We start from the raw sequence: 24708 nt of genomic DNA on the forward strand, positions 1-24708 counted from the left end.
GACAATCTTCGGCAGGTTCCGCGCTCGCAGGAAACGGGCATTCGGCCGCCTTTCGGCGGACTGTGGGCACAGGCTTGGCCTTGCGTTCGAGGAGTGTTCGAGGTCATTCGAGGTCAGGGGCCTTCGTGGCGTGCGGTTCGGTGACCGTCAGGCCGTCAGCCCGTCGGTCGACGCCGGGGTGTCGGCGGCCGGGTCCGCGAGATCCAGGGCCTGCCGGATCGCGGAGGCGACCGCGGGGTGCACCGGCAGGGCGAGGTGCCCGATGCCGGAGACGCGGACGTTCTGCGCGCTCAGGTCGGGGTGGTCGACGCAGGCTGTCTCGACCGGGTCCATCACCTGGTCCAGCTCGCTCCAGAAGCTCACGAACTGCGTACGACAGCCCGGCGCGGGCTGCCGCAGCTCCTCGATGACGTCCGAGCCCGGCCGCATCTGGCGGACGATCGGGTGCGCGTCCGCGAGCGGCGCGACGCGGGTGCCCGCGTGCGGGGTGCCGAGGGTGACCAGCGTGCGGACGCGGGCGTCGCCGCCGAGCCGCTGCGCGTAGTAGCGGGCGATGAGGCCGCCGAGGCTGTGGCCGACGATGTCCACGCGCGCGTGTCCCGTGCGCTCGCAGATCTCCTCCACGTGGCGGCCGAGCAGCTCGGCCGCCTTGCGGATGTCGCAGGTCAGCGGCGAGTAGTTGAGGGATTCGAGGTGCTGCCTGCCGTGCTGGGAGAGGCTGCGGCGCAACAGGACGAAGACGGAGCGGTTGTCGATGAAGCCGTGCAGGAGCAGGACCGGGGGTTTGTCCCGGGCCGGCAGCCGCGGGGCGTCGGGCGGCGGTGGCTGCGGCGCGGGGCGCCGCTCCTGGACGATGCCCGAGGGGTACAGCAGCAGGTGCCCGGCGAGGATCGCGAGCTCCAGGGCCGTCGCCTTCAGCAGGGCGAAGGGGAGTCCCGCCAGTCGCGCGGGCAGCAGCGCGGCGCAGAGGCGAAAGGGCTGGATCCTGGTGACCGTCATGTCGACCTCCCGGTCGGCACACGGGCAGACACCCTTGTCCCCCGTGTGCCTCTCATGGGAAGCCGTGACCGAGGCATGACGAACCACGATGTGTCGCACCACGGACGAAGTCCCGCCGCCCCCGTGCCGTGCGGCTGACGGCACGGGGGCGCGGCGGCGGCCTCGCGGCGGCTCCCCTCGCGCGGCCCCCGGCTCTCGCCCCGTGAAACGGGGGCGGCGCGCAGCGAACGTGTCCCACCGTGTGATTTCCCCCTCCCTCTCCACCACGAAACTGCGTGCTGCGGGATGCTGGAGATAACGTTCGTTCACCTACCCGGCCGGTGCGGCGCGGGGTATCCGTGCTGGGACAGCGGTATTTCCGTACATGGACGTCGGTACATGGAGGCAGTGATGGGTGTGGGAGCCGGTCCGATCCGCGTGGTGGTCGCCAAGCCGGGCCTCGACGGCCACGATCGCGGGGCCAAGGTGATCGCGCGGGCGCTCCGCGACGCCGGCATGGAGGTCATCTACACCGGCCTGCACCAGACGCCCGAGCAGGTCGTCGACACGGCCATCCAGGAGGACGCCGACGCGATCGGCCTGTCCATCCTGTCCGGGGCGCACATGACGCTGTTCGCCCGCGTCATCGAGCTCCTGAAGGAGCGCGACGCGGCGGACATCCAGGTCTTCGGCGGCGGCATCATCCCCGAGGAGGACATCCCGCCGCTCAAGGAGATGGGCGTCGCGGAGATCTTCACGCCGGGGGCGACGACCACGGCGATCGTGGAGTGGGTCCGGGCGAACGTACGGCAGCCCACCGAGGCGTAGGCCCGCGCGCGGGGCTCCGCAGGGCCGGGCCCTGAGGGGCCTCTCCGGGCCGGGTGGCCTCTCCGGGCCGGGTGGCTCCCTTGGGCCGGGCGGCTTCCCCGGGCCGGGTGGTGACGTGCTTCAAGGGGTGAGCTCCTCCCGCATCTCCGCGCGCAGGCGCAGGGTCGTGACCAGGCGCTGGAACGCCTCCGACCAGTAGCCTCCGGCGCCGGGCGCGGCGTCCTCGCGCTCGTCCGGCACGGCGGTGAGGGCGTCGAGCCGCACGGCCTCGGCCGGGTCGAGGCAGCGCTCCGCGAGGCCCATGACGCCGCTGAAGCTCCAGGGGTAACTGCCCGCGTCGCGCGCGATGTTCAGCGCGTCCACCACCGCGCGGCCGAGGTCGGGGGCCCAGGGCACGGCGCACCCGCCGAGCAGCTGGAAGGCCTCGGACAGGCCGTGCGCGTCGATGAAGCCCGCGACCCACGCGGCCCGCTCGGGCGCGGGCAGGGCGGACAGGAGCTTGGCGCGCTCCGCCAGGGACGCCGCGCCCGGGCCCGCCGCGTCCGGCGCCGAGGGGGCGCCGAGCAGCGCCCGTGACCAGGTCGCGTCGCGCTGGCGGACGGCGGCGCGGCACCACGCGGCGTGCAGCTCGCCGCGCCAGTCGTCCGCGACGGGGAGCGCCACGATGTCGGCCGGGGCGCGGCCGCCGAGTCTGTGCTGCCAGGTCGCGAGGGGTGCGGCCTCCACCAGCTGGCCGAGCCACCAGGAGCGCTCGCCCCGGCCCGCGGGCGGCTTGGGGGCGACGCCGTCGCGCTCCATGCCCGCGTCGCACTCGTGCGGCGCCTCCACGGTGAGCGTCGGGGTGCTCGCGGTGCGGTCGAGCGCCACGCAGGAGGAGGCGCGGTCGGCCATGCGGGCGGCGAGCGCCGAGGTTGGCAGGGCGGACAGGAGCTCGGCGGCCGTGGCGCGGACGTTGCGGCTGCGGTCGCCGAGGGCCTGCTCCAGGAACGGCTCGTCGGCCGGGCCCAGGCCCGTGCGCAGCGAGTCGAGGAACATCAGCCGGTCCTCGGCCCGCTCCGTCGTCCAGGTGTCGGCCAGGAGCTCGCGCGCGGCGGTGGGGTCGTGGTCCCGGAGGGTGGTGAGGAGCGCGACGCGCTCCGCGAACAGGCCCTCCTGCCAGCGGCGTTCGACCTCAGCCCGGCCCTGTGTGCCGGTGGCCGCGGCGCGGTGCGGGGCGGCGCGCAGCGCGAACTTCCAGTCCGGGTTGAGCCCCGCGAGCCACAGGGCGCGCGGGCCCGCGAAGGCCAGGGCCTGGGGGCGCAGGTCGGTGCGGCCGCGGGCCGCGGTCAACAGCGCGGGCAGCAGCTCCGGCGGGGCCGCGAAACCCCGGTCGATGGCCAGGGCAAGCCACTGGGGCAGCAGTTCCATCAGGTCGGGCGCGGTGCCCCGGCGGCCGCCGCCCGCCGTCGGATGGTCGGCGAGCAGGCTCGCGAGGCGGCGCCGGGCCGCGGGCGGCACGACGGGCCGGGGGTCATCGGGAGCGGGCTCGGGCCGCGCGGCGGCGGGCGCGGGGCGCAGGCCCGCTCTGCGGTGCACCGTCTGGACGGCCGCCGCGTCCAGGAGGGCGGTGGGGGCCTCCTTGCCGGGCGCGTCCAGAGGTGGTGTGCGCCGGTCCGTGCCCAGGAGCGCCGCCGTGACGAGCTCTTCCCAAGGGGTGCGGGTGAAGGCCGCCGCTCGGGCGGGAAGCGGGTCGGCCGGTGTCTGTGGGCGGGAGCCGGGTCGGGCCTCCGCGGAGGGCTGGGACTGCGGGGCGGTCTGCTCTGTGTGGGGCGTACGCGTCGTCCGCGCGCGCGTGGCGGGTGTCGTCATCTTCGCTCCCTCTCCTGTCACAGCCGTACGGTCTCCGTCGTGCCGTCCGCCCAGGCCGCCAGGGGGGTGAAGCCCTGGTGGCCGCACTCGCCGAAGACGGTGAGCGGGGCACCTCCGGAGAGGGCGACCAGGCGCCAGAGGCCGGAGCGGGACGCGGCGGACGGGGAGACGGGCAGGGCCGAGTCGCCGTCCGCGTCGGCCAGTTGCCATTCCGCGTCAGGCTCGCTGCCCCGGCCGGAGGCGCGGGCCGGGACCGGTATCACCCGGACCAGGGTCGTCGGCCACGCGTCCAGCCACGGGTCGTCGCGCAGCGCCTCGCCGTAGCGGGCCGTCGCCGCCGCCGGGGGCAGGCCCGGCGGGCGGCGCGTGGCGGGGGCCGGGGCGGTGAACTGCTCGCCCAGGTCGGCGCGGAGCCCGTGTGCCGCCGGATCGACGGCGTACGGCACCAGCTCGGCGTCCACGGCCAGGCCGACCGGCAGGCTGAGGGCGGGGGCACGGCCCGCCGCCCCGTACGACAGGAGCAGGGCCGTGCGCCCGGACCGCTCGCCGTGCACCCACACGCGGCGCGTGGTGAGCTTGCTGTCCGCCGTGTCGTACTGCGCGAGGACCTGCCACAGGTCCCGGACCGGCGCGCCCCGGGCCGGTGCGGGCAGGCCGACGCGGGAGCGGACCGTGGCCGCCAGCGGGGCGGGCAGCCGGTCGCGGTGCAGCCAGCCCGCGGCGAGCAGGTGCAGCAGGGCGCACTCCTCCAGCAGCCGGGCGGGCCAGCCGGATCCCGAGGAGGGTATGGCGCCCAACTCCCGCACCCGCGCGGCCAGTCCCGGGGCCTGGGCGTCGACCATGCGGGCGGCCGTCTCCTCCCACAGGCCGTACCCCGACTGCTCGGCCGTGGCCAGCCCGCCGCGCAGCAGGTCGGCGAGGCGGCGCTCCAGCTCCGTCGCGCCCGCCGTGACGCGCTCGGCCCGGCGCTCCGCCCGCTTGCGGGCCGCCTCCGGGTCGGCGGCCGTCCGCTCCGGCGCCGCGTCCGGATTCCGCTTCGTCTCCGCTCTCGCGCGCCGCGAATCCAGCCACTGCCGCGCCCAGTCCGGTGGCGGGGCGCCGTCCGGCACCGCGTCCGCCGGGCCCTCAGAGCCCGCCGCGCCGCCCGGCCCCGCCCAGAGCAGCAGCAGGCCGAGCGCGTGCTTGCAGGGGAACTTGCGGCTCGGGCAGCTGCACTTGTACGCGGGGCCCGCCGCGTCCGCCACGTCGATCACCGTCCGGTACGGCTTGCTGCCGCTGCCCTTGCACAGTCCCCACACCGCCCCCTCGCCCGAACTGCCCGTCTGCGACCACGGCCCGGCGCTGCCGAGCCTGCTTCCCGCCTTGCGTGACGGTGCGTCAGGTGCCAGTGCCAGCACCTGGTCCGCCGTCCAGCGCACCCCCTGCTGAGTCATGTCGTCGACGGTAGGTCCCGCCACTGACAATCAACCGCGATGACGGCATCCATGCAGCTCAGAAGCTCGCCGGGGCCGATTGTCAGTGGCGTGGTGCACCGTGGAATCACAGCGCGGCCGAGCCGTCGGCAAGGCCGCGTCGTTGCCGACGCATGCGCGCTTCGGGTGGCTCGCGCATGCCCGAGCTCAAGGGGGGACCACCATGACCGTTTCCGTGGAACCGACCGGCGGACGCGCCGCGTCCACGAGGCCCGCGGAGGGCGGCGGCGAGCACGCGACGCAGGAGCTGCGGCCGCACGCCGAGGACGCCTTCGCCGCCGAGCTCGCCGCGCTCGCCGCACAGGACGACCGGCCGCGCCCGGCCCGCTGGCGGCTCTCGCCCTGGGCCGTGGCCACGTATCTGCAGGGCGGCACGCTGCCGGACGGGACCGTGATCACGCCCAAGTACGTGGGCCCGCGCCGCATCGTCGAGGTCGCCGTCACCACGCTCGCCACCGACCGCGCCCTGCTGCTGCTCGGCGTGCCCGGCACCGCGAAGACCTGGGTGTCCGAGCACCTCGCCGCGGCGGTCAGCGGCGACTCGACGCTCCTGGTGCAGGGCACGGCGGGCACGCCCGAGGAAGCCATTCGCTACGGGTGGAACTACGCGCGGCTGCTCGCCCACGGCCCCAGTCGCGACGCGCTCGTGCCCAGCCCCGTGATGCGCGCCATGGCCGAGGGCATGACGGCCCGGGTCGAGGAGCTGACCCGCATCCCCGCGGACGTCCAGGACACGCTGATCACGATCCTGTCGGAGAAGACCCTGCCCATACCGGAGTTGGGCGAGGAGGTGCAGGCCGTCCGCGGCTTCAACCTGATCGCCACGGCGAACGACCGCGACCGCGGGGTCAACGACCTGTCCAGCGCGCTGCGCCGCCGCTTCAACACGGTGGTGCTTCCGCTGCCGGAGAGTGCCGACGCCGAGGTCGAGATCGTGGCGCGCCGCGTCGACCAGATCGGGCGCTCCCTCGAACTGCCCGCCGCACCCGACGGCATCGACGAGATCCGCCGCGTCGTCACGGTCTTCCGCGAGCTGCGCGACGGCGTCACGGCGGACGGCCGTACGAAGGTGAAGTCGCCTAGCGGCACGCTCTCGACGGCCGAGGCGATCTCCGTGGTCACCAACGGCCTCGCGCTCGCCGCGCACTTCGGCGACGGCGTGCTGCGCCCCGGAGATGTCGCCGCGGGCATCCTCGGCGCGGTCGTACGGGACCCGGCGGCGGACGCGGTGGTCTGGCAGGAGTACCTGGAAGCGGTCGTGCGCGAGCGCGACGGGTGGAAGGACTTCTACCGCGCGTGCCGCGAGGTGAGCGCGTGAGCACCGGTACGGGACGGGCCGGCGGGCCGCTGCTGCTCGGGGTGCGGCACCACGGCCCCGGCTCCGCGCGCGCGGTGGGCGCCGCGCTCGACGCGGCGGCGCCGGGCGTGGTCCTGATCGAGGGCCCGCCGGAGGCCGACGACCTCGTGCGGCTCGCCGCGGACGCGGACATGCGGCCGCCGGTGGCGCTGCTCGCGCACGTGGTGGACGAGCCGGGCCGGTCGGCGTTCTGGCCGCTCGCGGAGTTCTCGCCGGAGTGGGTGGCGATCCAGTGGGCCGTGCGGCGCGGGGTGCCGGTGCGGTTCATGGACCTCCCGGCCGCGCACACGCTCGCGCACCGGAAGGAGGAGCGGGGCGGGCCGGACGAGCCGGGGCCGGGCAGGGGAGACCCCATCGGCACGCTCGCCGACGCCGCCGGGTACGACGATCCGGAGCGCTGGTGGGAGGACGTCGTCGAGCACCGCGGGGCAGGCGCCGACCCGTTCGCTCCGTTCGAGGCGCTCGGCGAGGCCATGGGGGCGCTGCGCGAGACACCGGGCAGCGGCGGCGAGGAACGTGACCTGCTGCGCGAGGCGTACATGCGGCTGCAAGTGCGTTCGGCACTGCGGGAGTTCGGAGCCGAGAGCGTCGCCGTGGTCTGCGGGGCGTGGCACGTGCCCGCGCTGCGGCAGCGGACGACGGTCGCCGCCGACCGGGCGCTGCTCAAGGGCCTGCCGAAGGTCAAGGTCGACATGACGTGGGTGCCCTGGACGCACCGCCGCCTGGCCCGCAGGAGCGGGTACGGAGCGGGCATCGACTCGCCCGGCTGGTACGGCCATCTGTTCGGCGCGCCCGACCGGCCCGTGGAGCGCTGGCTGACCAGGGTCGCGGGGCTGCTCAGGGAGGAGGGCAGGATCGTGTCGTCCGCGCACGTCATCGAGGCGGTGCGGCTCGCCGGCACGCTCGCCGCGATGCGGGGGCGGCCGCTGGCCGGGCTCACCGAGACGACCGACGCGGTACGGGCCGTGATGTGCGAGGGCTCGGACGTGCCGCTCGCCCTGGTGCACGACCGGCTCGTCGTCGGCGACGTGCTCGGGGAGGTGCCGGAGTCCGCCCCGGCCGTGCCCCTGCAGCGGGACCTCGGCCGCCTCCAGCGCAAGCTGCGGCTCAAGCCGGAGGCACTGGAGCGGGAGGTGGAGCTCGACCTGCGCAAGGAGACCGACGCGGCGCGCAGCAGGCTCCTGCACCGGCTGCGGCTGCTCGGCGTCGGCTGGGGCGAGCCGGTGCGGTCGCGCGGCAGCACCGGGACGTTCCGGGAGACCTGGCGGCTGCGGTGGGAGCCGGAGCTGTCGGTGCGGGTCGCCGAGGCGGGGGTGTGGGGCACGACCGTGGCGGGCGCCGCGACCGCCAGGGCGGAGGCGGACGCCGTGGGCGCGGAGGCCCTCGCCGACGTCACGGCCCTGGCGGAGCAGTGCCTGCTGGCCGAGCTGCCGTCGGCCCTGCCCGTGGTGATGCGCGTGCTCGCCGACCGGGCGGCCCTGGACGCGGACGTGGGGCACTTGGCGGAGGCGCTGCCCGCGCTGGTGCGGTCCCTGCGGTACGGGGACGTGCGGGGCACGGACACCGGGGCGCTGGGGGAGGTGGCGCTCGGGCTCGTGGAGCGGGTGTGCGTGGGGCTGCCGTCGGCCTGTGTGGGGCTCGACGCGGAGGCGGCCGAGCGGATGCGGGGGCGCGTGGACGCGGTGCACGGGGCCGTGGGGCTGCTGGGGTCACTGGCGGCTTCGGCCGCGCCCGAGCCGGGCACAGCGGGAGCTGAGGTGCCCCCGGCGGGAGCCGGTGTGCGTTCGCGTTGGCTCGGGGTGGTGCGGGGGCTCGCGGGTGGGGAGCGGGTCGTGGGGATTGTCCGGGGGCGGTGTGCTCGGTTGCTGATGGATGACGGGGCGCTGGCGGAGGGGGAGGCCGCGCGGTTGATGGGGCTCGCCCTGTCCCGGGGGAGCGAGCCCGGGGAGGCGGCCGCGTGGGTCGAGGGCTTCGTCGGCGGGGCCGCGGGCGGCGGCATGCTGCTCGTGCACGACGAGCGACTGCTCGGGCTCGTCGACCAGTGGCTCACGGGGGTGTCGGCCGAGGCGTTCGTCGACGTGCTGCCGCTGCTGCGGCGGACCTTCTCCGCGTACGAGGAAGGGGTGCGGCGCACGCTGGGCGAGCTGGTGCGGCGGGGGCCCGGCCGGGGCACGTCCCCGGCGGCCGCCGCCGGGGTGCCCGGGTTCGCCCTGGAGCTGGACCGGGAGCGGGCGGACGCGGTCCTGCCGGTGGTGGGGCTGCTGTTGGAGCTGGGCGGAGCCGCGGACGATCGACTCAAGGGCGGTGGTGTCGTGTACGCAAGCGCAGACGACGGTGACGGTGACACGGGCTGGGGCGGCGGCCGCGGCGACGGCCGAGGCAACGGCTCCGGCAGCAGCCGGGCCACAGCCGTGCGGGACAACGGCCTTGTGGGGGCGGCCTGATGACACCTGCGAAGGCCACGCGGGGCACGGAGGCCACGGAGCTCGCCGGGCCAATGGAGGGCGCTGGAGTCACGCACGGGGGTGAGGTCACGGTGGGCACGGACGGCGCTGGGGCCATGGAGGGCGCCAGGGGCATGGACGGTGGTGAGGCCGCGGGCGTGGTGGAGGCCACAGAAGGTGTGGACGGCGGCGTGGGGGAAGAGCGGTTGCGGCGGTGGCGGCTCGTGTTGGGTGGGGGCGGGGCGGACGGGACGGGGTGTGCGCTGGCGGGGCGGGATGTGGCGATGGACGGGGCGTTGTCCTCGCTCTACGGGGGCGGGGGGAGAAAGAAGGACCGGGGGCAGGGGCGGTCGGCGGGGCTCGGAGCGTCGGCGCCCGCCGTGGCGCGCTGGCTCGGTGACATCCGGACGTACTTCCCGTCGTCCGTCGTGCAGGTCATGCAGCGCGACGCGATCGACCGCCTCGGCCTGTCCGCGCTGCTCCTGGAGCCGGAGATGCTGGAGGCGGTGGACGCGGACGTCCATCTGGTCGGCACGCTGCTCTCACTGAACCAGGCGATGCCGGAGGAGACGAAGGCCACCGCGCGAGCGGTCGTGCGGAAGGTCGTCGAGGACCTGGAGAAGCGGCTCGCCACCCGGGCCCGGGCCACGCTCACCGGCGCGCTCGACCGCAGCGCGCGGGTGCGCAGGCCGCGCCATCACGACATCGACTGGAACCGCACGATCGCGGCCAACCTCAAGAACTACCTGCCCGAGTACAAGACCGTGGTCCCCGAGCGACTCGTCGGGTACGGGCGGGCCTCGCAGGCGGTGAAGAAGGACGTCATCCTCTGCATCGACCAGTCGGGATCGATGGCGGCGTCCGTCGTCTACGCCTCGGTGTTCGGCGCGGTCCTCGCGTCCATGCGGTCGATCAGCACGCGGCTGGTGGTGTTCGACACCAGCGTGGTCGATCTGACGGACCAGCTCGACGACCCCGTGGAGGTGCTCTTCGGCACCCAGCTCGGCGGCGGCACCGACATCAACCGGGCGCTCGCGTACTGCCAGTCCCGGACGGCCCGCCCGGCCGACACGGTCGTGGTCCTGATCTCCGACCTGTACGAGGGCGGGATACGGAACGAGATGCTGAAGCGGGTCGCGGCCATGAAGGCCTCCGGCGTGCAGTTCGTGACGCTGCTCGCGCTGTCCGACGAGGGGGCGCCCGCGTACGACCACGACCACGCGGCCGCGCTCGCCGCCCTCGGCGCGCCGGCGTTCGCCTGCACTCCCGATCACTTCCCCGAAGTGATGGCCGCGGCGATCGAGCGCCGGCCGCTGCCCGTACCGGAGAGAAGTAGTACTCGTCGGTAATGGAGGTGCGCGGCTGTTCGCGGACCGGATGGCGGGGGCGGTGGCCGGGGCTTCGCGGGGGCGGCGCGCCGTGCGGTGGCTGATCGCGAGAGCGAACGGGTGGGGTCCGTCGAGAGCGTCGTCGACGGGGCCCGCCCGGGCCCGGAGGCCGTGAGGGGCCGCGCCGAGGGGGCGCTCGGGGACGGCCCGCCTACCACGCCGGGCACGATCTGTGACCGTCATCACCGCGCAAATGTGATCTGCGATTTAGGGACGCACGTCCCACGGCGATAACCTGCGAGACGGACATGCCGCGTACCGGACTCTTCGGCTACGCCTCCCTTGTGACAGCGCAGTCACGTTGCCCTTCGCGGCACGCCCACGCAGAGCACGCAGAGACTGAAGCCGCTAGCGACAGCGGCGCGAGATCACTGAAAAGGGACGGACGCGCGTGGACCTGTTCGAGTACCAGGCGAGGGACCTCTTCGCCAAGCACGGTGTACCGGTGCTGGCCGGTGAAGTCATCGACACGCCTGAGGCGGCGCGCGCGGCGACTGAGCGCCTTGGCGGCAAGTCGGTAGTGAAGGCGCAGGTGAAGGTGGGTGGCCGCGGCAAGGCCGGCGGCGTGAAGCTGGCGGCGACGCCGGACGAGGCCGTCGCTCGCGCCACGGACATCCTCGGCATGGACATCAAGGGCCACACGGTCCACAAGGTGATGATCGCCGAGACGGCCCCGGAGATCGTGGAGGAGTACTACGTCTCCTTCCTCCTGGACCGCACCAACCGCACCTTCCTCTCCATCGCCTCCGTCGAGGGCGGCATGGACATCGAGGAGGTGGCGGCCACCCGCCCGGAGGCCGTCGCCAAGACCCCGATCGACGCCAACAAGGGCGTGACCCCGGAGAAGGCGCGGGAGATCGTCGAGGCCGCCAAGTTCCCGGCCGAGGTCGCGGACAAGGTCGCCGACGTCCTGGTGACGCTGTGGGACACCTTCGTCAAGGAGGACGCCCTCCTCGTCGAGGTCAACCCGCTGGCCAAGGTCGCCTCCGGCGACATCCTGGCCCTGGACGGCAAGGTGTCCCTGGACGCCAACGCCGACTTCCGCCAGCCGGAGCACGAGGCCCTGGAGGACAAGGAGGCAGCCGACCCGCTCGAGGCTGCCGCCAAGGCCAAGGACCTCAACTACGTCAAGCTCGACGGCGAGGTCGGCATCATCGGCAACGGCGCGGGTCTGGTCATGTCGACCCTCGACGTCGTCGCCTACGCCGGTGAGGCGTACACATCGGAGAATGGCGGCGGCGTGAAGCCCGCCAACTTCCTGGACATCGGTGGCGGCGCCTCCGCCCAGGTGATGGCGAACGGCCTGGAGATCATCCTCGGCGACCCGGCCGTCAAGTCCGTCTTCGTCAACGTCTTCGGCGGCATCACCGCCTGTGACGAGGTCGCCAACGGCATCGTCCAGGCGCTCGCGCTCCTCGAGGAGAAGGGCGAGAAGGTCGAGAAGCCGCTCGTCGTCCGCCTCGACGGCAACAACGCCGAGCTGGGTCGCAAGATCCTCTCCGACGCCAACCACCCGCTGGTGCAGCGCGTGGACACCATGGACGGCGCGGCCGACAAGGCCGCCGAGCTCGCGGCTGCGAAGTAAGGGACGAGGGACCAAACAGCCATGGCTATTTTCCTCAACAAGGACTCCAAGGTCATCGTCCAGGGCATGACCGGTGCCACGGGCATGAAGCACACCAAGCTCATGCTCGGTGACGGCACGAACGTCGTCGGCGGCGTGAACCCGCGCAAGGCGGGCACCACGGTCGACATCGACGGCACCGAGATCCCGGTCTTCGGCACCGTCGCCGAGGCGATGGAGAAGACGGGCGCCAACGTCTCCGTCCTCTTCGTGCCGCCGGCCTTCGCGAAGGCCGCCGTCGTCGAGGCCATCGACGCCGAGATCCCGCTCGCGGTCGTCATCACCGAGGGCATCGCCGTGCACGACTCCGCCGCGTTCTACGCGTACGCCGTGGAGAAGGGCAACAAGACGCGGCTCATCGGCCCGAACTGCCCGGGTCTGATCACCCCCGGCCAGTCGAACGCGGGCATCATCCCGGGCGACATCACGAAGCCGGGCCGCATCGGCCTGGTCTCGAAGTCCGGCACGCTCACGTACCAGATGATGTACGAGCTGCGGGACATCGGCTTCTCGTCGGCCGTCGGCATCGGTGGCGACCCGGTCATCGGTACGACGCACATCGACGCCCTGGCCGCGTTCGAGGCCGACCCCGACACCGACCTGATCGTGATGATCGGTGAGATCGGCGGCGACGCCGAGGAGCGTGCGGCGGACTACATCAAGGCCAACGTGACCAAGCCGGTCGTCGGCTACGTCGCGGGCTTCACCGCGCCCGAGGGCAAGACGATGGGCCACGCCGGCGCCATCGTCTCCGGCTCCTCCGGCACGGCCGCCGCGAAGAAGGAGGCCCTCGAGGCCGCCGGGGTGAAGGTCGGCAAGACCCCCACCGAGACGGCGAAGCTGGCCCGGGCGATCCTGGCCGGCTGACCTCCACGGTCCACAGAAGCGGGCCCGCACCCCTGACAGGGGTGCGGGCCCGCTTCTGTGCCTAGTACGCCTGTGGGGTCAGGCGCTCCGGGCCGGGGTGGGGCGCCGACCGCAGCTTCTGCTTGAGGGTCTCGTCCTCGGGGGTCAGGGGGCCCGGCCCCATGCGCGGGGGGACGCCGCTGATGGCCTTGCCGGAAGGCACGGGCGGTTCGTAGCGGGTGGGGGCCGTGCGCAGGGTCAGGGCGGTGGCGGTGACGATCAGCGCGGTGAAGGCGATGGCGGCGCGGGTCCACAGCCGGGCGCGGCGTTCGCTCGCGGTGCGGACGCGGGCGGGGCGCGGGGCGACGAGCCGCTCCGCGCCGCCGAGCGCGGTCAGCCGCTCGGCCAGGTCCCCGGGCCGGTCGGCGAGGCCGAGGCCGGGCAGGTGCGCGGCCACCGTTCCGCGGGCGCTGAGCAGTCGGCCCGCCGTGGTCGGGGTGCTGGCCTCCGTCTCGGCTGCGGTCTCGGGCAGGTCGAGCCCGACGCCGTCGTAGAGCATCAGGGTGCGGCGCTGCGCGGGCGGCAGGCCGAGCAGGGCGTCGAGGACGGCGCGGTCGCAGGCGTCGGAGGGCGGCGCGTCCGGGTGCCGCAGGCCGGGGCGGAAGCGGTGCCAGGGGGACAGCGCGTACTCGTGGGCGGCCGCGCGGACCCAGCCCGCCGGGTCGCGGTCCACGGCGACCTCGGGCCAGCGCTGCCAGGCGAGCTGGAAGGCGCGCTCGACGGACTCGGTGGCGAGGGCGCGGTGGCCGGTGAGGGCGTAGGTCTGGCGGAGCAGGGCCGGGGCCGTGCGGGCGCAGAGGGTGTCGAAGGCCTCTTCGGCGGTGGCCGGGGGCGCGGGTTCCGCCTGCTCGTCGAGGGGTGAGGCGTCGGGGGGCGAGGCGTCGGTGTCCGGGGTGTCGGGAGGCGGGGCCGCGGGTTCCGCGAGGGACTCCAGGAGCTTCGCGTAGGCCGCGCGTCTGCTGCCGCGCGGCTCGGTGCGGCCGGACTCCCAGGAGCGGACGGTCTCGCGGGTGACGCCCACGAGGGCGGCGAGCTCGGCCTGGCTCAGCGGCTTCGCCTCGCGGAGCCTGCGGCGTTCCTCGGGGGGCGGCAGCGAAGGGGGTCCCCCCTGCTCGGGCGAGGCCGCGAGCTTGGAGGAGGCAGGGCTGTGGGTCATGGCTCGCCGTCCCGCCGTACGAAAAAGAACATAAACGTATCTTGGGCGACACATCCGGTATTCGCCTGTTACGCCGTGAAAGCGCGTGTCGTTGGGAGCATGGCGGGGTGACCCACCTCACCGACTCCGGCTCGTGGCCGCCGCCGCAGGAACAGCCGAACGCGTCTGCCGTGGCGGAGCGGACGCATGACGGTTCGTCAGGACTCGCCACCGGAGTCCTCGGCGGGGCGATCGCGGCGGGGCTCGGCCTCGGCGCGTTCGCGGTCCTGGTGATGGTCCTGTGGATCAGTTCGCCGTATCCGGACAGTGGGCCCGACGGGGCGCTGCACGTCGCCGCGTCGCTGTGGCTGCTCGCGCACGGCACGGAGCTGATCCGCACCGAGACGCTGTCCGGGGCGCCCGCGCCGGTCGGCGTGACCCCGCTGCTGCTGCTCGCCCTGCCGTGCTGGCTGCTGCACCGGGCCGCGCGGGACGCGGCGGACCCGCAGGGGCGCGCGATGGGAGTGAGGGCGGCCTGGTGGGGCGTGGTGGCGGGCTACCTCCTGGTGGGGTTCGCGGCCACGCTGTACGCGGCGGGCGGTGAGCTGCGGCCGTCGTGGCCGAGCGCGGTGTGGCACGTGCCGGTGCTCGCGGTGGCGGCGGCGGGTTCGGGGGTGTGGACGGCGCACGGGCGGCCGCGGGGGCCGCTGCCCGGGATGGTGACGCGCGCGGGGGAGCGGCTTCCCGCCGGGATCCGGCGCCTCTTCGTACGGGGCCGGGTGCGTGCCGCCTGCCGGGCGGCGGCGGCCGGGACGGTGCTGCTCGTGGGCGGGGGCGCGCTGCTCGTCGGGGTGTCGCTCGTGCTGCACGGCCCTCTGGTGCGGGGGTCGTTCCTCGAACTCACCGGGGTGTGGTCGGGGCGGTTCGCGGTACTCCTGCTCGCGCTCGCGCTGCTGCCGAACGCGGCGGTGTGGGGCGCGGCGTACGGGCTCGGGCCCGGGTTCGTACTCGGTACGGGGACCGTGGTCGGGCCGCTCGGCGCGGAGGCGGCGCCGCTGCTCCCGGAGTTCCCGCTGCTCGCGGCGGTGCCGGGGGCCGGGGGCGGGACGCCGTTCACCTGGGCGGTGGGGGCGGTGCCGGTGGTGGCCGGGTGCGCGGTGGGGTGGTTCGTGGCGGGGGCGGCGGCCCCCGCGTACGGGGAACGGGAGGAGGCGTGGCCCGCGGGGCGGACGGTGCTCGTGGTGCTGGGGGCGGCGGTGGGGTGCGGGGGTGCGTGCGGGGTGCTCGCGGGGGCGGCCGGGGGTGCGATGGGGGTGGGGGAGCTCGCGGAGTTCGGGCCTGTGGGGTGGCTCACGGGGGTTGCGGCGGGCGCTTGGGTGGGGGGTGTGGGGGTGCCTGTCGCGCTGGGGGTGCGGGGGTGGCGGCTGCGGGGCCCTCGGGCCGGGTGGGTACGGGGGCCTCGGGCCGGGTGGGCCGGTCGCCTGGCGGGCCGCCTCCGCCCTTGGCCCCGCCGGGCCACGCCACCCGAGGCCTCCCAGCCGGGGGCCTCGCTGCCTGGGGCTGCCCGCCCTGGGGCCGCCCTGCCTGGGACCTCTCTCCCCGGGACCTCTCTCCCCGGGACCCCCCTCCCTGGGCCCTTCCTTTCTGGGCCTTCGGCTCCCGGGGGGTCCTCTCCTGGAGGCTTCTCGTCGGGGCCTGCCTCCCCTGAGGGCTCCGTTTCCGGGTCCTCCGAAGGCGAGTTCTCCGGGCCTGAGCCGTCCGGTTCCGAGGCTTCCGTGCCTTCCGGATCCTTCGAGCCCTTGGCGGAGGAGCCTCCGGGCCTGCCGTCGCTGTTCGAGCCGTACGACTTCCTGCCGGAGCGCGACGAGGGCCCTCCGGGCGGAACCGGAACCGGAACGGGAACGGGAACCTGAGTCGGGGGCTGAGGCCGGGGCCTGGTTCAACGGTTGCTCGGCGCCCGGGGCTGTGCCCACCCGTTCCGCCCTGCGGAACGACTGCCCACAGCGGTGGGGGCGCCGCCGGGGTGGGCCCACCGCCCGCCCCCCGGCGGGGTGTGGGGCTGAGGGCGCTGTGCCGGAGGCCTCCGGTGGCGAAGCGGGGGAGTTTCGGGTGGGTGGGGAAGGCCGCCGCGGTAGCGGGGGCAGGGGTGGAGGGGGTGGGGCGGGGGTCAGTCGCGGTCGGTGAGGAGGGGGCGGAGCTGCTTCGGGAGAAGGTCTTCGCAGGCCTGCTGCGAGGCCCCCGTCAGCGCGTCGTCGCGGCAGGTGTAGTAGTCCCGGTAGATCAGCTGCGCACCGAACGTCGCGAGGACCATGACCAGCGCCAGCGACGCCGTCACCAGACCGCTGATGGCCGCCGTGGTCTGGGGCCGCGACCCGCGGCCCTGCGGCTCGGGCGAGGCCGAGGCCGCGACCGCGGCGGTCGGGTCGGGGCGCCGCGGCTTGGCCCGCAGCGCGCTGATGGCCCAGTACATGCCGAGCGCGCCGAGCAGCAGCGCCACGTAGTCCCAGCCGAAGAGGGCGAAGAAGAAGGCCCACATGCCGGAGAGCAGCGCGTAGCGCGCGCGGCGCTGGGCGGGGTCGGTCGGGTCCCAGCGCAGGCCGCCCTGGCCGTTCTGCCCGCCGGAGCCGTCCTGGCCCTGGCCGCGCGGCCGGTCGCCGAAGCCGCCGGAGGAGCGGCCGGGCTGCTGGTCGCTCCACTGGCTGCCCCAGGGGGAGCCGTCCTGGCCTCCGGAGCCCTGCCCGTCGGAGCCCGAGCCGCCCGGACGCCGGGGGCGCCAGGGCTGCTCGGGCGCGCCCTCGGGCGGCGGCGCGAACGGGTTGTCGTCCTGCGCGGAGCCCTGCCCGCCGGAACCCTGGCCGCCGGAGCCCTGCCCGCCCGAGCCCCGGCCGTCGCGCTCCTCCTCCGGCGCCGGGGACGAGGGGCCGGGCCGCCCCTCCCGGAGCAGCACCGCCCCCGGGCCGGGTGTCGAGCCGTGGCGCCCGTCGTGCGTCGGTCCGTACGCGGACGCGAAGGGTGGCGTGAGGCGGAGGCTGCGGTCCGGCATCAGGTGTGCGTCTTCCCCTTGTATAGAGCTCTGGCACAGAGCGCTGGCGGTGCTCTGCGGCCCGGCTGTGCGGAGCCGGGCAACTCGGTGGTGGAGCTAGGCAACTCGGCGTTCGGGCGGCTGCCCCCACAGACGCTACCTTCCGGCCGCGCCCCCGTCCCGTGAGGGGCCGCCGGGTGTGCCGGTATCGTTGCTGACGGTCGGCCGCTTCGTAGAGTTCCCCGTATCGGGGGATGCGAAGCCTTCGTACGACCGTACAAAGAGCACTCCCGAGAAAGGGCCCCGTCGTGGCCAAGGCCAAGCGCCTCGTCGTGCTGGTCTCCGGATCAGGTACGAATCTCCAGGCACTGCTCGACGCCGTCGCGGAGCACGGAGCCGACGCCTACGGCGCCGAGGTCGTGGCCGTCGGCGCCGACCGCACCGGCATCGCGGGGCTGGAGCGCGCCGAGCGCGCGGGCCTGCCGACGTTCGTGTGCCGGGTGAAGGACCACGGGACCCGGGAGGCCTGGGACGCCGCGCTCGCCGAGGCGACGGCCGCGCACGCGCCGGATCTGGTGATCTCCGCCGGTTTCATGAAGATCGTGGGCAAGGAGTTCCTGGCCCGCTTCGGCGGGCGCACCGTGAACACCCACCCCGCGCTGCTGCCCAGTTTTCCCGGGGCCCACGGCGTCCGCGACGCGCTCGCGTACGGCGCGAAGGTCACCGGCTGCACCGTCCACTTCGTCGACGACGGCGTCGACACCGGCCCGATCATCGCGCAGGGCGTGGTGGAGGTCAGGGACGAGGACGACGAGAGCGCTCTGCACGAGCGCATCAAGGACATCGAGCGAAGCCTGCTCGTCGACGTCGTGGGACGCCTCGCCCGCGACGGCTACAGCATCGAGGGACGAAAGGTAGTTATCCCGTGACCGCCGAAGGTACGACGCCCCAGACACCCCCCAGCACCGCGGGGGCCGACCAGCGGCCCATCCGCCGCGCGCTGATCAGCGTGTACGACAAGACCGGCCTGGAAGGCCTCGCGCGCGGCCTGCACGAGGCCGGCGTCGAGCTGGTGTCGACCGGGTCGACCGCCGCACGGATCGCCGCCGCCGGTGTCCCCGTCACCAAGGTCGAGGAGCTCACGGGCTTCCCCGAGTGCCTGGACGGCCGGGTCAAGACGCTGCACCCGCGCGTGCACGCGGGCATCCTCGCCGACCTGCGCCTCGAGGCGCACCGCAAGCAGCTCCAGGAGCTCGGCGTGGAGCCGTTCGGCCTGGTCGTGGTGAACCTCTACCCGTTCCGCGAGACCGTGGCCTCCGGCGCGAGCGTCGACGAGTGCGTCGAGCAGATCGACATCGGCGGCCCCTCGATGGTCCGCGCCGCCGCCAAGAACCACCCGTCGGTCGCCGTGGTGACGAGCCCCGCCCGGTACGGAGACCTGCTCGCCGCGGTCCGCGCGGGCGGCTTCGACTTCGCGACGCGCCGCGCGCTCGCCGCCGAGGCGTTCCAGCACACCGCCGCGTACGACATCGCGGTCGCCAACTGGTTCCTGGAGACCGCGCCGGGGGCCGACGAGCGCTTCCCGGCCTTCGTCGGCGCCGCCTTCGACCTGAAGAACCAGCTGCGCTACGGCGAGAACCCGCACCAGAACGCCGCCCTGTACACGGACGGCCGCGGCGGCCTCGCCGAGGCGGAGCAGCTGCACGGCAAGGAGATGTCGTACAACAACTACACGGACACGGACGCCGCGCGCCGGGCCGCGTACGACCACGACGACCCGTGCGTGGCGATCATCAAGCACGCCAACCCGTGCGGCATCGCGATCGGCGGCAACGTCGCCGAGGCGCACCGCAAGGCGCACGCCTGCGACCCGCTGTCCGCGTTCGGCGGCGTCATCGCCGTCAACCGGCCGGTGACCAAGGAGATGGCGGAGCAGGTCGCCGAGATCTTCACCGAGGTCATCGTGGCGCCGGACTTCGAGGACGGCGCCCTTGAGGCCCTGACCAAGAAGAAGAACATCCGCGTCCTGCGCGCCCCGCAGGCGCCCGCCGCGCCCGTCGAGGTCAAGCCGATCGACGGCGGCGCGCTGCTCCAGGTCACCGACCGGCTCCAGGCCGACGGCGACAACCCCGCGAGCTGGACCCTCGCGACCGGTGACGCGCTGTCCCCGGGCGAGCTGGCCGAGCTCGCCTTCGCCTGGCGCGCCTGCCGGGCGGTGAAGTCCAACGCGATCCTGCTCGCCAAGGACGGCGCCTCCGTCGGCGTCGGCATGGGCCAGGTCAACCGTGTGGACTCCGCGAAGCTCGCGGTCGAGCGCGCGGGCGAGGAGCGTGCCCGAGGCGCGTACGCCGCGTCCGACGCCTTCTTCCCCTTCCCCGACGGTCTGGAGGTCCTGACCGCCGCGGGCGTCAAGGCCGTGGTCCAGCCGGGCGGTTCGGTCCGTGACGAGCTGGTGGTCGAGGCGGCGAAGAAGGCTGGCGTGACGATGTACTTCACGGGCACGCGGCACTTCTTCCACTGAGCCGCGGGAACGGCGCGGGCGCCGCACCCCCCGGAAAGAGGGGTGCGGCGCCCGTGTCGTACGCGTACCGGGTCAGCCCTTGATGACGACCGTGCTGCACACCTTGTCGGCGAAGCACTGCTTCTTGTCGTCCCACAGCGGCCACAGGTAGCCGATGTAGCAGGGGATGCTGTCGAGGAAGTGCGCGAGCTTGCGGACGAAGGCCATGCCGAAGCCGAGGAAGCGGCCGTCGGTCTCGCGCAGGACGCGGATGCCGACGACGCGCTTGCCGATCGTCTGGCCCGTCTTGCCCTCCAGGTGGATCTGGTAGAAGCCCATGAAGATCGTGTAGACGAGGGCGGCCACCGAGAGGAGGGAGGCGCCCGCGGTCATGTCCTCGCCGCCGATGCCGACGCTGAGCCCCACGATCAGGTACAGCGGCACGATCGTGATCAGGCCGTCCAGCAGGGTCGCGCCCACCCGCAGGCCCCAGTGCGCGAGCTCCGGGCGGCCGTCGTGGCCCATGCCGTACCCCGCCTGCTGCGGATACGCGCCGTAGGGCGCCTGGCCGGGCTGGGGCTGCGGGTACGGGGCGTACTGCTGCCCGGGGTAGCCGCCCTGCTGCGGCGGGACGCCCTGGGGGGCCTGCTGCGGGTAGCCGTATCCGGGGCCGTAGCCGGGCTGCTGGGGCTGCTGGCCGTAGGGGTTGGGCGGCGGCGTGCTCATGCTGAGGTGTTCCTCCGGTCGGAGTGGGGAGTGCGGGGACGTCACGGCACGCACGGAGGAACGTTCACAGATGCGTCGGTCCCCCCGACACCGGCCGCGGCACTGTGGTGCTCATCGTTCTTCAGCGCCCGCTTGTTTGTCCAGCCGCGTTCACCGAGCGTTGTGCGAGTGCAACGCGACTGCGAACGCGGCAACGTCCGGGTGCCCCGGATTGGTACGCGGGCGTGCTCATCCGGGAGGATGGGAACATGACCGCCCAGATTCTCGATGGCAAGGCCACCGCAGCAGCGATCAAGTCCGAACTGGCCGCCCGTGTGGCGGCCCTGAAGGAAAAGGGTGTCACGCCCGGACTCGGCACCATCCTCGTCGGCGAGGACCCCGGCAGCCAGAAGTACGTCGCGGGCAAGCACCGGGACTGCGCGCAGGTGGGCATCGCCTCCATCCAGCGCGAACTGCCCGCGACCGCCTCGCAGGAGGAGATCGAGGCGGTGGTCCGGGAGCTGAACGAGGACCCGGCCTGCACCGGCTACATCGTGCAGCTCCCGCTGCCCAAGGGCATCGACGAGAACCGCGTCCTGGAGCTGATGGACCCGGCCAAGGACGCGGACGGGCTGCACCCGACGAACCTGGGCCGCCTCGTCCTGAACGAACCGGCGCCGCTGCCGTGCACGCCGTACGGGATCATCCGGCTGCTGCGCCGGCACGACGTGGAGATCAAGGGCGCGGAGGTCGTGGTCGTCGGGCGCGGCGTCACCATCGGCCGGCCCATGCCGCTGCTCCTGACCCGCAAGTCGGAGAACGCCACGGTGACGCAAGTCCACACCGGCACCCGTGACCTGGCGTCGCATCTGCGCAGGGCCGACATCATCGTGGCCGCCGCGGGCGTGCCGCACCTGGTCAAGCCGGAGGACGTGAAGCCCGGCGCGGCCGTGCTCGACGTCGGCGTGTCCCGGGACGAGAGCGGGAAGATCGTCGGCGATGTGCACCCCGGCGTCGCCGAGGTCGCCGGCTGGCTGTCGCCCAACCCGGGCGGCGTGGGCCCGATGACGCGCGCCCAGCTCCTGGTGAACGTGGTCGAGGCCGCCGAGCGCGGTGCCGCGGGCTGAGCCGGGAGTGGCCGCCATGAGTGCTGACGCCAAGGACGGGACCGGGACCGGGGCGGGAACCGGAACCGAGCGGCCGGAGGCCGGGGCTTCCGGGGAGCCGCCGGAGCAGCCCACCGCCAAGGGCACGGTGAGCGCCCCCGGGCCCGACGGGGTTCCGCGCAAGACGTCGCGGCGCTTCCCGCTGTTCACGCGGGACACCGCGCGGCCCGAGGGCGGCGGCCGGGCCGCGCCGGGGGACGCGCCCGCGCCCGCGCGGCAGTGGCCGCTGCTCGTGGTCGTGTCGGTGGTCGCCCTCGGGCTGCTCCTGACCGCGTTCGACGTCTTCCGGGTGGGGACGATACTGGTCGGGCTCGGGCTGCTCGCGGGCGCCGTGATGCGCTGGACGCTGCCGGGCGTCGGCATGCTGGCGGTGCGCTCGCGGTTCACCGACATGGTGACGTACGGGGTCCTCGGCCTCGCCATCGTGCTCCTCGCGATGATGGCGCAGCCCGACCCGTGGCTGGTGATCCCGTTCCTGGACGACACGCTGCACTTCACGATCAGCAGCTAGCCGGGCGCGCGGCGGTCCGGCCGCGCGGCCTCGGACACACCAACGGCCCGTACTCGCCAGGAGAGTACGGGCCGTCGGCCGTGGGGCAGGGTGGTGCTCGCGGCCGAGGGCCCGTTCCCCCGTGCGCGCCCCCGCGCACGAAGCCTCGACCTCAGTGGTCTTTGTCGCTGCCGCTCTCGCTGCTGCCGTCGTCGTGTGCTGCCGTGGTGTGTCGTTGTGAGGTGCGGACCTGCTCGCTGTTTCCCCCCGCCAGCAGGTCCGCGCCTCCTTCCCCCGTGCGCGCCGTGTCGTCTGGGCGACTCGGGCGGTGGTGCTGAGGCAAGAAACTACGGGCGGCGGGTGCCCCGCGTCGTCCTGTCCCAGGTTGACGTTCGGCTACGCCGCAGGGCGCAGCTGCCCGTCAGCTACAACTTCCGCGGTACGGCGGCGGGTTGACGTGACTTCCCAAGACGCGCGTTACGCTGCGGCGATGCGACTCCGCCCGTTCACCGCCGACCTCCTGCTCGCACTCGGGCAGGTCGTGGCGCTGGTGCTGATCGGGCCGAGCGCGAACGGCATAGGGTTCACCCCGCTCGACGCGCGGGGCTACGGGCTCGGCGTGCTCGTCATCCTGCCGACGCTGGCCCGCTCCAAGGCGCCGATCGCCGTCTGCCTGGCGACGTACTGCGTCTGGGTCGTCTACATCGTCGCGGGCTACTGGCCCGTCGTGACGTCCTTCGGCCCGCTGCTGTGCCTCTACACGGTCTCCCTGCTGCGGCCGACGCGCGTCTCCGGTGTGCTCGCGGTCCTGCTCGCCGCCCTGTGGGCCTTCGGCTCCCTGCTGACCATGGACGACTCCTTCATCCCCTCCGTCGTGGCCCAGTGCGTCTGCTTCAACGGCATGGTGTGGCGCATGGGCTATCTGGCGCGCCGCTCCGCCGAACTCGCCCGCAGGACGCGGGCCGAGCACCAGGAGAAGGCCCGCCACGCCGTGGTGGAGGAGCGCGGCCGCATCGCGCGGGAGCTGCACGACGTGGTCGCCCACCACATGTCGGTGATCTCCGTGCAGGCGGGCCTCGCGAAGTTCGTCTTCGACTCCGACGCGAAGACCGCGCGCACCGCGCTCGGCACCATCACCGGCACCAGCGCCGAGGCGCTGGAGGAGATGCGGCGCATGCTGCGGGTGCTGCGGGCGCAGGAGGACGGCGAGGAGGTGCCGGACGCCCCGATGCCGGGGCTCGCCCGCATCGGGGAGATGACGGAGCGGGTCAGGGCGGGCGGCGTGCCCGTGGAGTTCCGGGTCGTCGGGACGCCCCGGCCCATCGCGCCCGGCGTGGAGCTGTGCGCGTACCGGGTGGTGCAGGAGGCGCTGACGAACGTCCTGAAGCACGCGCGGCAGGCGAGCGCCGTCGTCGAACTGCACTATCACCGCGACCACATCGAGGTCTCGGTCACCGATGACGGGGAGGGGGTGATTCAGGCCAGAGTGGGCCGAGGACGGGGGCATGGCTTGATTGGCATGCGTGAGCGGGCCAAGCTCTACGGCGGAACGATCAGCATAGGGCCGCGCAGCACCGGGGGGTTCGCCGTCAGGCTTACTCTGCCCACGTCCGCGCGGGCCGCGCCGCCGGGAGACGACGCCACCGAATGACCCCACACATCAGGGTGCTTGTCGTGGACGACCAGTTCCTCATCCGCGCCGGGCTCGTCGGTGTGCTGCGGGCCGCGTCCGGCATCGAGGTGGTCGGGGAGGCGGGCGACGGCGCGGAGGCCGTGGAGCTGGCCGCGGCGACCCGGCCCGATGTGATCCTCATGGACATCCGGATGCCCGGCATGAACGGCATCACGGCCACCGAGCGCATCCTGGCCGCGGCCCCCGACCCGGCGCCGCGCGTCCTGGTCCTGACCACCTTCGACCTCGACGAGTACGTGTACGGGGCGCTGCGCGCGGGCGCGTCCGGGTTCCTGCTCAAGGACTCGGGGCCGGAGCGGCTGCTCGCCGCGGTGGCGGCGGTCGGCAGCGGCGACGCGCTGTTCGCGCCGAGCGTCACGCGCCGTCTGGTGGAGGCGTTCGCTTCGCGGCCCGGGAGCGCCCCGCTGGTGGGGGCCGAGTCGCCGCCGGGCCTGGAGTCCCTGACGGGCCGGGAGCTGGAGGTGCTCCGGCTGATAGCGCGCGGCCTGTCGAACGCCGACATCGCGGACCGCCTGTACATCAGCGAGGCGACCGTCAAGACGCATCTGAACCGCACGATGAACAAGCTGGACATCGACAGCAGGGCCCAGGCCGTGGTGATGGCCTATGAGTCGGGCCTGGTCACCCCGGGCGACCAGGACCTCTGACCGGCTGCCGCGCGTGCGCGCGGGGCGGCCCGCCCCCTCCCCCGGGAGGGCGGACCGCCGCTCGGGGACCGGCCGTTCAGCAGGTCACGGTCTTGTCGTAGGAGCCGAAGGGCCAGCTGTGGCGCGCCCAGGCGCGGTGCTTGAGCGAGTGGCAGCGCGAGTCGGGGCCGTGTTTGACGACGATCTTCACGCGCATGACGCGGCCGCAGTTGTTGGTGGCGGTGGCGGAGCGCCCGTTGACGGACCGCTGGACGCAGGCGGGCGCGGTGCCCTGCGGGGCGGCCTCCGACCGGACGACGGTGGCCGGGCCCCGGTCGGGCGCGGCGGCCGCGTCCGGGCCGAGGGCGAGGCCACCGCCCAGGAGGGCGGTCGCGGCGAGGCCGAAGGCGGCGGCCCGGACGCGGGTCCGGGCCCTGGGGCCCCAGCCGGTGTCCGAGGTACCGGACGGCATGCGTGAGGTGCTGGTCATGGGTGTTCTCCCCCGTGGACGTGGTGCCGCGAGATG

The 24708-nt window shown here is 74.3% G+C and carries 20 protein-coding genes; 13 read left to right on the plus strand and 7 right to left on the minus strand.

The features are described 5' to 3' along the window. Positions 1-147 precede the first annotated feature (147 nt). On the minus strand, positions 148-999 hold the full coding sequence (locus MQV74_RS25080) for a lipase family alpha/beta hydrolase (protein ID WP_242721330.1): 852 nt from the start codon (positions 997-999) through the stop codon (positions 148-150). Positions 1000-1389: 390 nt separating this feature from the next. Between MQV74_RS25080 and MQV74_RS25085 the strand changes: the two genes are divergently transcribed. After that, the gene (locus MQV74_RS25085) at positions 1390-1806 is read left to right on the plus strand and encodes a cobalamin B12-binding domain-containing protein (RefSeq protein WP_138961378.1); all 417 of its coding nucleotides are present in this window, start codon (positions 1390-1392) and stop codon (positions 1804-1806) included. A 120-nt stretch (positions 1807-1926) separates the two neighbouring features. Here the strand turns inward: MQV74_RS25085 and MQV74_RS25090 are convergent, their stop codons facing one another. Together MQV74_RS25090 and MQV74_RS25095 are read right to left on the minus strand one after the other, a co-directional pair. Beyond that, the gene (locus MQV74_RS25090; protein ID WP_242721333.1) at positions 1927-3654 is read right to left on the minus strand and encodes a DUF5691 domain-containing protein; all 1728 of its coding nucleotides are present in this window, start codon (positions 3652-3654) and stop codon (positions 1927-1929) included. Positions 3655-3671: 17 nt separating this feature from the next. Further along, on the minus strand, positions 3672-5087 hold the full coding sequence (locus MQV74_RS25095) for an SWIM zinc finger family protein (RefSeq protein ID WP_242721336.1): 1416 nt from the start codon (positions 5085-5087) through the stop codon (positions 3672-3674). 202 nt (positions 5088-5289) lie between these two features. Here MQV74_RS25095 and MQV74_RS25100 point away from each other — a divergent pair, with 202 nt between their 5' ends. The 5 genes from MQV74_RS25100 to sucD all read left to right on the plus strand — a co-directional run bounded on the left by MQV74_RS25100 (position 5290) and on the right by sucD (position 12806). Then, a complete protein-coding gene (locus MQV74_RS25100) occupies positions 5290-6444 on the plus strand; it encodes an ATP-binding protein (RefSeq protein WP_242721339.1) in 1155 nt (384 codons plus the stop codon). Further along, the gene (locus tag MQV74_RS25105) at positions 6441-8927 is read left to right on the plus strand and encodes a DUF5682 family protein (RefSeq protein WP_242721342.1); all 2487 of its coding nucleotides are present in this window, start codon (positions 6441-6443) and stop codon (positions 8925-8927) included. Before MQV74_RS25100 ends, MQV74_RS25105 begins: the two co-directional genes overlap by 4 nt. A gap of 134 nt (positions 8928-9061) precedes the next feature. After that, entirely contained in the window at positions 9062-10276 is a 1215-nt protein-coding gene (locus MQV74_RS25110) for a VWA domain-containing protein (RefSeq protein WP_242729100.1), read from the plus strand. A gap of 430 nt (positions 10277-10706) precedes the next feature. Next, positions 10707-11900, plus strand: a complete 1194-nt coding sequence (gene sucC / locus MQV74_RS25115) for an ADP-forming succinate--CoA ligase subunit beta (RefSeq protein ID WP_242721346.1) — start codon at positions 10707-10709, stop codon at positions 11898-11900. Between the two features lie 21 nt (positions 11901-11921). Then, positions 11922-12806 (plus strand): succinate--CoA ligase subunit alpha, encoded by an 885-nt coding sequence (gene sucD / locus MQV74_RS25120; RefSeq protein ID WP_138961382.1) that lies wholly within the window; start codon positions 11922-11924, stop codon positions 12804-12806. Between the two features lie 61 nt (positions 12807-12867). On the opposite strand, the gene MQV74_RS25125 is transcribed toward sucD, so the two are convergent. Next, positions 12868-14001: a helix-turn-helix domain-containing protein gene (locus tag MQV74_RS25125; protein WP_242721348.1), complete on the minus strand. Its 1134-nt coding sequence runs from the start codon at positions 13999-14001 to the stop codon at positions 12868-12870. 107 nt (positions 14002-14108) lie between these two features. Between MQV74_RS25125 and MQV74_RS25130 the strand changes: the two genes are divergently transcribed. Continuing rightward, complete coding sequence (locus MQV74_RS25130; protein WP_374120682.1) at positions 14109-15893, plus strand: cell division protein PerM; 1785 nt, start codon at positions 14109-14111, stop codon at positions 15891-15893. Positions 15894-16147: 254 nt separating this feature from the next. Here the strand turns inward: MQV74_RS25130 and MQV74_RS25135 are convergent, their stop codons facing one another. Then, entirely contained in the window at positions 16148-17023 is an 876-nt protein-coding gene (locus MQV74_RS25135) for a hypothetical protein (protein WP_242721351.1), read from the minus strand. Between the two features lie 233 nt (positions 17024-17256). Between MQV74_RS25135 and purN the strand changes: the two genes are divergently transcribed. Further along, positions 17257-17931 carry a phosphoribosylglycinamide formyltransferase gene (purN, locus tag MQV74_RS25140; protein ID WP_242721354.1) on the plus strand — a complete coding sequence of 225 codons (675 nt, stop codon included), beginning with the start codon at positions 17257-17259 and terminating at the stop codon, positions 17929-17931. Beyond that, entirely contained in the window at positions 17928-19523 is a 1596-nt protein-coding gene (gene purH / locus MQV74_RS25145) for a bifunctional phosphoribosylaminoimidazolecarboxamide formyltransferase/IMP cyclohydrolase (RefSeq protein WP_242721357.1), read from the plus strand. The genes purN and purH overlap by 4 nt, the downstream gene beginning before the upstream one ends. Positions 19524-19595: 72 nt before the next feature. Here purH and MQV74_RS25150 read toward each other — a convergent pair whose 3' ends face one another. Continuing rightward, positions 19596-20228 carry an RDD family protein gene (locus MQV74_RS25150; RefSeq protein WP_242721360.1) on the minus strand — a complete coding sequence of 211 codons (633 nt, stop codon included), beginning with the start codon at positions 20226-20228 and terminating at the stop codon, positions 19596-19598. A gap of 248 nt (positions 20229-20476) precedes the next feature. On the opposite strand from MQV74_RS25150, the gene MQV74_RS25155 reads away from it, so the two are divergent. The 4 genes from MQV74_RS25155 to MQV74_RS25170 all read left to right on the plus strand — a co-directional run bounded on the left by MQV74_RS25155 (position 20477) and on the right by MQV74_RS25170 (position 24203). Further along, positions 20477-21334: a bifunctional methylenetetrahydrofolate dehydrogenase/methenyltetrahydrofolate cyclohydrolase gene (locus MQV74_RS25155; RefSeq protein WP_242721363.1), complete on the plus strand. Its 858-nt coding sequence runs from the start codon at positions 20477-20479 to the stop codon at positions 21332-21334. A 16-nt stretch (positions 21335-21350) separates the two neighbouring features. Further along, positions 21351-21884, plus strand: coding sequence for a DUF3017 domain-containing protein (locus MQV74_RS25160; protein WP_242721366.1), 534 nt, complete (start codon positions 21351-21353; stop codon positions 21882-21884). Positions 21885-22353: 469 nt separating this feature from the next. After that, positions 22354-23514, plus strand: a complete 1161-nt coding sequence (locus MQV74_RS25165) for a sensor histidine kinase (RefSeq protein ID WP_242721370.1) — start codon at positions 22354-22356, stop codon at positions 23512-23514. Further along, positions 23511-24203 (plus strand): response regulator, encoded by a 693-nt coding sequence (locus MQV74_RS25170; RefSeq protein ID WP_242721373.1) that lies wholly within the window; start codon positions 23511-23513, stop codon positions 24201-24203. The genes MQV74_RS25165 and MQV74_RS25170 overlap by 4 nt, the downstream gene beginning before the upstream one ends. A 76-nt stretch (positions 24204-24279) precedes the next feature. On the opposite strand, the gene MQV74_RS25175 is transcribed toward MQV74_RS25170, so the two are convergent. After that, positions 24280-24672, minus strand: coding sequence for a hypothetical protein (locus MQV74_RS25175; protein ID WP_242721377.1), 393 nt, complete (start codon positions 24670-24672; stop codon positions 24280-24282). Between the last annotated feature and the right edge of the window lie 36 nt (positions 24673-24708).

Source organism: Streptomyces sp. AN091965, assembly GCF_022698285.1.
Classification (GTDB): Bacteria; Actinomycetota; Actinomycetes; order Streptomycetales; family Streptomycetaceae; genus Streptomyces.

What these genes read in the sequence shown, in the direction of transcription:
- sucD (WP_138961382.1), top strand. Translation starts at nt 11,922, where the DNA reads ATGGCTATTTTCCTCAACAAGGACTCCAAGGTCATCGTCCAGGGCATG.
- MQV74_RS25100 (WP_242721339.1), top strand. Translation starts at nt 5,290, where the DNA reads ATGACCGTTTCCGTGGAACCGACCGGCGGACGCGCCGCGTCCACGAGG.
- MQV74_RS25135 (WP_242721351.1), bottom strand. Translation starts at nt 17,023, where the DNA reads ATGCCGGACCGCAGCCTCCGCCTCACGCCACCCTTCGCGTCCGCGTAC.
- MQV74_RS25160 (WP_242721366.1), top strand. Translation starts at nt 21,351, where the DNA reads ATGAGTGCTGACGCCAAGGACGGGACCGGGACCGGGGCGGGAACCGGA.
- MQV74_RS25125 (WP_242721348.1), bottom strand. Translation starts at nt 14,001, where the DNA reads ATGACCCACAGCCCTGCCTCCTCCAAGCTCGCGGCCTCGCCCGAGCAG.
- MQV74_RS25110 (WP_242729100.1), top strand. Translation starts at nt 9,062, where the DNA reads ATGGACGGTGGTGAGGCCGCGGGCGTGGTGGAGGCCACAGAAGGTGTG.
- MQV74_RS25090 (WP_242721333.1), bottom strand. Translation starts at nt 3,654, where the DNA reads ATGACGACACCCGCCACGCGCGCGCGGACGACGCGTACGCCCCACACA.
- MQV74_RS25150 (WP_242721360.1), bottom strand. Translation starts at nt 20,228, where the DNA reads ATGAGCACGCCGCCGCCCAACCCCTACGGCCAGCAGCCCCAGCAGCCC.
- MQV74_RS25080 (WP_242721330.1), bottom strand. Translation starts at nt 999, where the DNA reads ATGACGGTCACCAGGATCCAGCCCTTTCGCCTCTGCGCCGCGCTGCTG.
- MQV74_RS25095 (WP_242721336.1), bottom strand. Translation starts at nt 5,087, where the DNA reads ATGACTCAGCAGGGGGTGCGCTGGACGGCGGACCAGGTGCTGGCACTG.
- MQV74_RS25165 (WP_242721370.1), top strand. Translation starts at nt 22,354, where the DNA reads ATGCGACTCCGCCCGTTCACCGCCGACCTCCTGCTCGCACTCGGGCAG.
- MQV74_RS25175 (WP_242721377.1), bottom strand. Translation starts at nt 24,672, where the DNA reads ATGACCAGCACCTCACGCATGCCGTCCGGTACCTCGGACACCGGCTGG.
- MQV74_RS25085 (WP_138961378.1), top strand. Translation starts at nt 1,390, where the DNA reads ATGGGTGTGGGAGCCGGTCCGATCCGCGTGGTGGTCGCCAAGCCGGGC.
- MQV74_RS25155 (WP_242721363.1), top strand. Translation starts at nt 20,477, where the DNA reads ATGACCGCCCAGATTCTCGATGGCAAGGCCACCGCAGCAGCGATCAAG.
- purN (WP_242721354.1), top strand. Translation starts at nt 17,257, where the DNA reads ATGCGAAGCCTTCGTACGACCGTACAAAGAGCACTCCCGAGAAAGGGC.
- MQV74_RS25170 (WP_242721373.1), top strand. Translation starts at nt 23,511, where the DNA reads ATGACCCCACACATCAGGGTGCTTGTCGTGGACGACCAGTTCCTCATC.